The organism is Rhodococcus sp. NPDC049939 (genome assembly GCF_040656415.1).
Classification (GTDB): domain Bacteria; phylum Actinomycetota; class Actinomycetes; order Mycobacteriales; family Mycobacteriaceae; genus Rhodococcus_F.
This window is the reverse complement of the sequence record NZ_JBFAMC010000001.1, coordinates 262,118-267,976: the sequence shown is the minus strand read 5'-3', so window position 1 is coordinate 267,976 and position 5,859 is coordinate 262,118. Positions and strand designations below refer to the sequence as shown.

The 5,859-nt window shown below is 62.6% G+C and carries 7 protein-coding genes; 5 read left to right on the top strand and 2 right to left on the bottom strand.

The features are described from left to right. Window positions 1-331: 331 nt before the first annotated feature. The 4 genes from AB0I57_RS01235 (at window position 332) to AB0I57_RS01220 (ending at window position 3,712) form a co-directional block, all read left to right on the top strand. On the top strand, window positions 332-1,030 hold the full coding sequence (locus AB0I57_RS01235) for a TetR family transcriptional regulator (RefSeq protein WP_358328700.1): 699 nt from the start codon (window positions 332-334) through the stop codon (window positions 1,028-1,030). Window positions 1,031-1,215: 185 nt separating this feature from the next. Continuing rightward, on the top strand, window positions 1,216-2,376 hold the full coding sequence (locus AB0I57_RS01230; RefSeq protein WP_358328696.1) for an acyl-CoA dehydrogenase: 1,161 nt from the start codon (window positions 1,216-1,218) through the stop codon (window positions 2,374-2,376). A 119-nt stretch (window positions 2,377-2,495) separates the two neighbouring features. Further along, a complete protein-coding gene (locus AB0I57_RS01225; RefSeq protein WP_358328693.1) occupies window positions 2,496-3,344 on the top strand; it encodes a 3-hydroxybutyryl-CoA dehydrogenase in 849 nt (282 codons plus the stop codon). Between the two features lie 35 nt (window positions 3,345-3,379). Continuing rightward, window positions 3,380-3,712 (top strand): hypothetical protein, encoded by a 333-nt coding sequence (locus AB0I57_RS01220; protein ID WP_358328690.1) that lies wholly within the window; start codon window positions 3,380-3,382, stop codon window positions 3,710-3,712. Window positions 3,713-3,805: 93 nt separating this feature from the next. Here AB0I57_RS01220 and ubiG read toward each other — a convergent pair whose 3' ends face one another. Next, window positions 3,806-4,606: a bifunctional 2-polyprenyl-6-hydroxyphenol methylase/3-demethylubiquinol 3-O-methyltransferase UbiG gene (ubiG, locus tag AB0I57_RS01215; RefSeq protein WP_358328687.1), complete on the bottom strand. Its 801-nt coding sequence runs from the start codon at window positions 4,604-4,606 to the stop codon at window positions 3,806-3,808. A gap of 89 nt (window positions 4,607-4,695) precedes the next feature. Next, on the bottom strand, window positions 4,696-5,352 hold the full coding sequence (locus AB0I57_RS01210; protein WP_358328684.1) for a hypothetical protein: 657 nt from the start codon (window positions 5,350-5,352) through the stop codon (window positions 4,696-4,698). A gap of 101 nt (window positions 5,353-5,453) precedes the next feature. Between AB0I57_RS01210 and AB0I57_RS01205 the strand changes: the two genes are divergently transcribed. Then, a complete protein-coding gene (locus AB0I57_RS01205; protein ID WP_358328681.1) occupies window positions 5,454-5,837 on the top strand; it encodes an RNA-binding S4 domain-containing protein in 384 nt (127 codons plus the stop codon). Window positions 5,838-5,859: the final 22 nt, after the last annotated feature.

Genomic DNA, 5,859 nt, shown 5'->3' with positions numbered 1-5,859 from the left:
CTTCATCGATTCGGCGGGCTCCACAGGCTTCCCTTTCGGAAAGGTATCCCCGACAGCACGAACGAGGGCAGCGCGTCAGCCGAGACAGGACAATGGGGGGGTAGCGTGGCTTTCTCCCCCCTTCGGTAGGGCGCTGTGCAGGTGAGCGCGGCTGATCTCGTACTTCCGCAGCCCTCGAACAACGCGGGGCCAACTGATTCGAGTATCCGCCCATTTGGTTGCCGGAGTCCAGAAAATGGCGGTCTTGGTCGCTGCAGTCCAGCTAACGGCAGTTTTGGGCGGCAGTCCAGCGAACGGCGGTCTCGGATCAACGAAGTGGATACTGGACGTCATGACCGAACGTGTTCATGCCCCCGGCCTCGATGCCACAGCCTTCCGCATGCACGTCGTGTCACAGGCCATCCGGTTGTTTTCCGAGAACGGGTACGAAGCGACCACCGTCGAGCAGATTGCTTCGGCGGCTGGTGTGTCGCGGCGCACATTCTTCCGGCAATTTCGCTCGAAGGAGGATGTGATCTTCGCCGATCACGAATCGTTGCTGCAGCAGGTCGCCGAGCATCTGTCGTCGGAGTCCGACGACCCGTGGGCTGCGGTGTGCAAGACGGCAAGTCTCGTATTCGACCGGTTCTGTGAGAATCGCGACCTCTCGGTCCGCCGGTACCACGTGGTACAACGCGTTCCCGCTTTACGCGAGCGGGAAATTGTCACTGGCGACCGCTACGAACGGTCTTTCGTGGACTACCTACGCGGCGCCGTGCCCACCGAACCGCCGCTGAAGGTGATCGGGTTCGCCGCCGCTGTCACCGCGTGCCACAACTTCTTGCTTCGGAACATGATCCGGGGTGATCCGGGCGCCACGTCCGACGAACTCGAACGCGCGCTACTCGACGTGCGCCGGACCTTCGGGGTGGCGCCGGGTGCGTCCTACCAGGACCGCAATGCGGTCCTGGTCGTATCGTATCCACCCGGCACCCCCGTCGAGGAGATCACCGGACAGATCAAAACACAGTTGTCCGAGCGTCGCGTATGAACGACCCGGTGACCACAACCACCCTGGACTGGCACTCAGTGCCGTGGTTGACTGCACAGGGCTGCTGGCCGCATGCCCACTACGAGCTTGCAACTCGCCCAAACGAGAGTAGGACCTGGCACGTAGTGCCAGCCAGGCTCGGTGTCGCCGAGGCTGAATGATGAAACTAGACGAGGAGTACCCCCATGGCCGGAAATCCGGACTTCGATCTGTTCAAGCTCAGTGAGGAGCACGACGAACTGCGGTCGGCGATCCGCGCGCTCTCCGAGAAGGAGATCGCACCTTACGCCAAAGAAGTGGACGAGGACTCCCGCTTCCCCGAGGAAGCCCTCACCGCCCTGGTCAACTCGGGTTTCAATGCTGTCCATGTCCCAGAGCAATACGGCGGGCAGGGCGCCGATTCGGTCGCCACCTGCATCGTCATCGAGGAGGTCGCTCGCGTGTGCGGCTCCTCCTCACTGATTCCAGCAGTCAACAAACTCGGCACCATGGGCCTGATCCTCAACGGTTCCGAGGAACTCAAGCAGCAGGTCCTTCCGCAGTTGGCTTCGGGTGAGGCGATGGCGTCCTACGCGCTGTCCGAGCGCGAGGCCGGTTCCGACGCCGCGAGCATGCGTACGCGCGCGAAAGCCGATGGTGACGACTGGATCCTGAACGGCTCCAAGTGCTGGATCACCAATGGCGGCAAGTCCAGCTGGTACACCGTCATGGCGGTGACCGATCCAGACAAGGGCGCCAACGGCATCTCCGCGTTCATGGTCCACAAGGACGACGAGGGTTTCGTCGTCGGACCGAAGGAGAAGAAACTCGGGATCAAGGGCTCGCCCACCGCCGAGCTGTACTTCGAGAACTGCCGCGTGCCCGGGGACCGCATCATCGGGGAGCCTGGCACCGGGTTCAAGACTGCTCTGCAGACTCTTGACCACACACGGCCGACCATTGGCGCGCAGGCCGTCGGTCTCGCTCAGGGTGCGCTCGATGCCGCCCTCGCCTACACGAAGGATCGCAAGCAGTTCAGCCAGTCCATCAGCGACTTCCAGGCCGTGCAGTTCATGCTCGCCGATATGGCGATGAAGGTCGAAGCCGCACGGCTGCTGGTCTACAGCTCCGCCGCCCGCGCAGAGCGCGGCGAGGGGAACCTCGGGTTCATCTCCGCCGCCGCAAAATGTTTCGCATCCGACGTCGCGATGGAGGTCACCACCGACGCTGTGCAGTTGTTCGGCGGCGCCGGCTACACCACCGACTTCCCTGTCGAGCGCATGATGCGTGACGCCAAGATCACTCAGATCTATGAAGGCACCAACCAGATTCAGCGCGTCGTGATGTCCCGCGCGCTGTTGAAGTAGGCGGCACCGCCGCGGTGTTGAAGTAGGCGGCACCGCCGCGGTGTTGAAGTAGGCGGCACCGCCGCGGTGTTGAAGTAGGCGGCGCCGCATATCCGGCAGTCGCACGTAGAAGGAGAATCGTGGAGCTAGTAGGTGTGATCGGCGGTGGCACCATGGGTGCAGGCATCGCCGAGGTATGTATCAAGGCTGGAAGTTCGGTCCTCGTCCTCGAGACCAAGCAGGAGTTCGCCGAGGCAGCGCGAGCACGGATCGAGAAATCCCTGGCCCGCGGCGTCAAGGCCGGGAAACTCGAGCAGTCCGACGCGGACGCGGCCCTCGCGCGAGTTCGGGTCACCCTCGACATCGAAGAGTTCGCGGACCGCGACCTCGTGATCGAGGCTGCACCGGAGGTCGAGGCGCTCAAAGTCGACCTCTTCCAAAAGCTGGACAAGATCGTCAAGCCATCGGGCATCCTGGCGTCCAACACTTCGTCCATCCCGCTGATCAAGATGGCCAACGCCACGCAGCGTCCCGGACAGGTCGTGGGTATTCACTTCTTCAACCCGGTTCCGGTAATGCCGTTGGTGGAGATCGTCGTCAGCCTCGTAACGTCGGAGGAAACCGTTGCCGCGGTGACCGACTACGCGAAGAACGCGCTTGGCAAGAAGACCGTTCGCGCAGGCGATCGAGCAGGCTTCATCGTGAATGCACTGCTCATCCCCTACCTCACATCCGCCGTCCGGATGCTCGAGTCGGGATACGCGACCGCCGAGGACATCGACGAGGCCATGAAGGGGGGTTGCGGCTATCCGATGGGTCCGCTGACGTTGATCGACACGGTCGGTCTCGACATCACTCTCGCCGCGGCGGAGTCGTTGTACGCGGAGTTCGCCGAACCGCACTACGCTCCCCCGACGCTGCTCAAGCGCAAGGTGGACGCAGGACACCTCGGCAAGAAGAGCGGCAAGGGTTTCTACGACTACAGCTGATCCAGTACCACTGCTACGCAGTGACGAAGTCGTAGGTGAAGCGGGCTGCCCCGGTCCGCGAGTGTGAGGTGGCCGCCCAGCCTGGACAAGGTCGGCGGCCACCTCACTTGGGTCGGCCGACCGCAGGCGACGGGCCGTTCACGCTGACGGTCACGGGCGAGATCTTCACAATCGAAATCCGCCCGGACAACACGTCCGACTACACATGGGAATCCGGACCGAACGAGGCGTACGGATTCTCCAGCTCACGACATGTAGCTGGCGACCCATTCGCAGTTTGTCCCACACCAACCGTCGACGAGCATCGAGAGGCGATCGCCAACTTCCTCGATCTGATCAACCCCGAGACGGGTTACATCGGAGAGTAAATCGAACGGTGAGCGTCCGAGGAACTTCAGACGCGGCCGTGCTTCATGCGACCGGTACGTCTGGAAAGCTCTCGACAAACCAGAACAGGTCTTCTACCGCTTGACGGCATACCCCATGTACGAGTTGGCCGTACTCTTGACCTGCCCGAAGTCGAGTCGGCGGCTCAACTCTCCGTAGCTGAGGCGCGCGCCACCGGCCCGCACGAGGTCGAGCAACCGAAGAGGATTCTTCGACCGCGGCCCGAGTCCGACGATTTCGCCGAGTCGAAGGCCGTGACGCTCCATGACCGACACCAGTTCCGCGGGCCGGACGAACATCGACCATACATGGATGGGGGTGTCGAAAAGCCTGGTCAGCCGCCACTCTTGCATGATCTTGATTATCACGAGCTTGCTGACGAACGTGCGGTTGAGAGTGTCGAAGAAATAGAGTCCGCCAGGCTTCAGGGCACGCGCGGTCTCAGCAATCACAGCCTCGAGATCCGACACGTGCTCGAGGACGTCGCAGCAATAGGCGACGTCGAACTGGGCGTCCGGGACCGGCAACCGTTCTCCCGTACCGATCCGGTACTCGATCTCGAGTGCCGATACGGCGGCGTGTCGGCGTGCGGCATCCACCGACACCGGCGATGGATCGACGCCGACTACCCGAAACCCGATACGAGCGAACTCCTCCGCGAGGAACCCACCACCCGAACCTATATCGAGGGCGTGGCGGCCCGTGTAGTCGCGACCAGCGTAATCACGGCCGGTGCGTTCGCCAAGTACCTTGCGGAAGTACGCGAAGCGTCCGGGCGTTATGCTGCCGTGCAGCAAGTTCAGTGGGTTGTCTTCGTCCCACCACGACTCGCCCACACGGTTGTAGACGTCATTGTCGATGCCCACCCGTACCACCTCTGTCTGCCGGTCGCATGCGAGGCCGACATCATGCCGTTGTACTACGCGGCCGTTCTACTGCGCGCCACTCTCAGTATCCGGCGTTATCAGGCTTGCGGCGCTTCCGGAGCCATCTCGTCCATCGGCGGCAAGTCGTCCAACGGTGCCATCTCGTCCAACGGTGGCAAGTGATCCAACGGACCCACCTCGGCCATCGCCGGCATCTCGTCCAACGGTGGCAAGTGATCCAACGGACCCATCTCGTCCAACGCCGGCATCTCGTCCAACGGTGGCATCTCGTCCATCGGCGGCAAGTCCTTGTGGAGGATGAAGCTGGCAACCGGGACGTCGTTGATGTAGAAGCTGCCCTCGTAGGATCCGTCCGGCCTCATGGTGATCCGGTCGGTCAAGAAGCTCATGCCTGCCGGACTGTAGTCGGTGACGACATCACCGTTCACGTCCTGGAAGGTCATGCCGAACAGAGCCGGGAACTCCACATTCAAGTCGTCGACCACTGTGCCGAACCCGAAGGTCTTTCCATTCCAGATCTGGTCGACGAAGGGCAGGCTCGATATTCCCTTGTACGTCCCGACCGGCATAGGGGGCAGATTTCCCACGAACGTGTCGGATTGCAGCAGAGCGGGGTCTACATCGACCGAACCGGGTTGCGGCGAATTCGGGTCTGCCACAGCCGTTCCAGGTCCGACGAAACACAGGCTCCCCACCGCAACAGCTCCGAAGGCGATCTTGCGCGAATTCTCCATGAATACTCCGTCTGTCGAACGTAGATGGCGGAAGTGTCGCACAATCCGGACATTCGCGGCGCAAAGGGACGATCTCCGAGACGCTTTCGTATCCTGATTGGGTGGCGCGTTCCGATATCGACCATACAAGCGTTCGGGTCGACAGCTGGGCATGGGCGGTCAGACTGTTCAAGACTCGGTCGGCTGCAGCCGCTGCATGTCGTTCGGGTCATGTGCGAGTCAACGGCACCACCGCCAAGCCCGCGCAGCCCGTCAAAGTAGGCGACGACGTACGCATCCGCGCCGCCGGCACCGAACGCATCGTGGTCGTCACGCGCCCGATCGCCAAACGCGTGGGAGCGGCAGTGGCCGTCGAATGCTTCACCGACAACACACCACCGCCCCCACCACGCGAACTGTTCGCATCTGTTCCTCGCCGCGATCGCGGAGCGGGCCGGCCCACCAAACGCGAACGCCGGGAGATGGACCGACTCCGCGGTAGGTAGCGATGGACCACCCCGCGGTCGC

Coding starts and splice junctions, on each gene's coding strand:
- AB0I57_RS01235 (WP_358328700.1), top strand. CDS start 332: ATGACCGAACGTGTTCATGCCCCCGGCCTCGATGCCACAGCCTTCCGC.
- AB0I57_RS01210 (WP_358328684.1), bottom strand. CDS start 5,352: ATGGAGAATTCGCGCAAGATCGCCTTCGGAGCTGTTGCGGTGGGGAGC.
- AB0I57_RS01230 (WP_358328696.1), top strand. CDS start 1,216: ATGGCCGGAAATCCGGACTTCGATCTGTTCAAGCTCAGTGAGGAGCAC.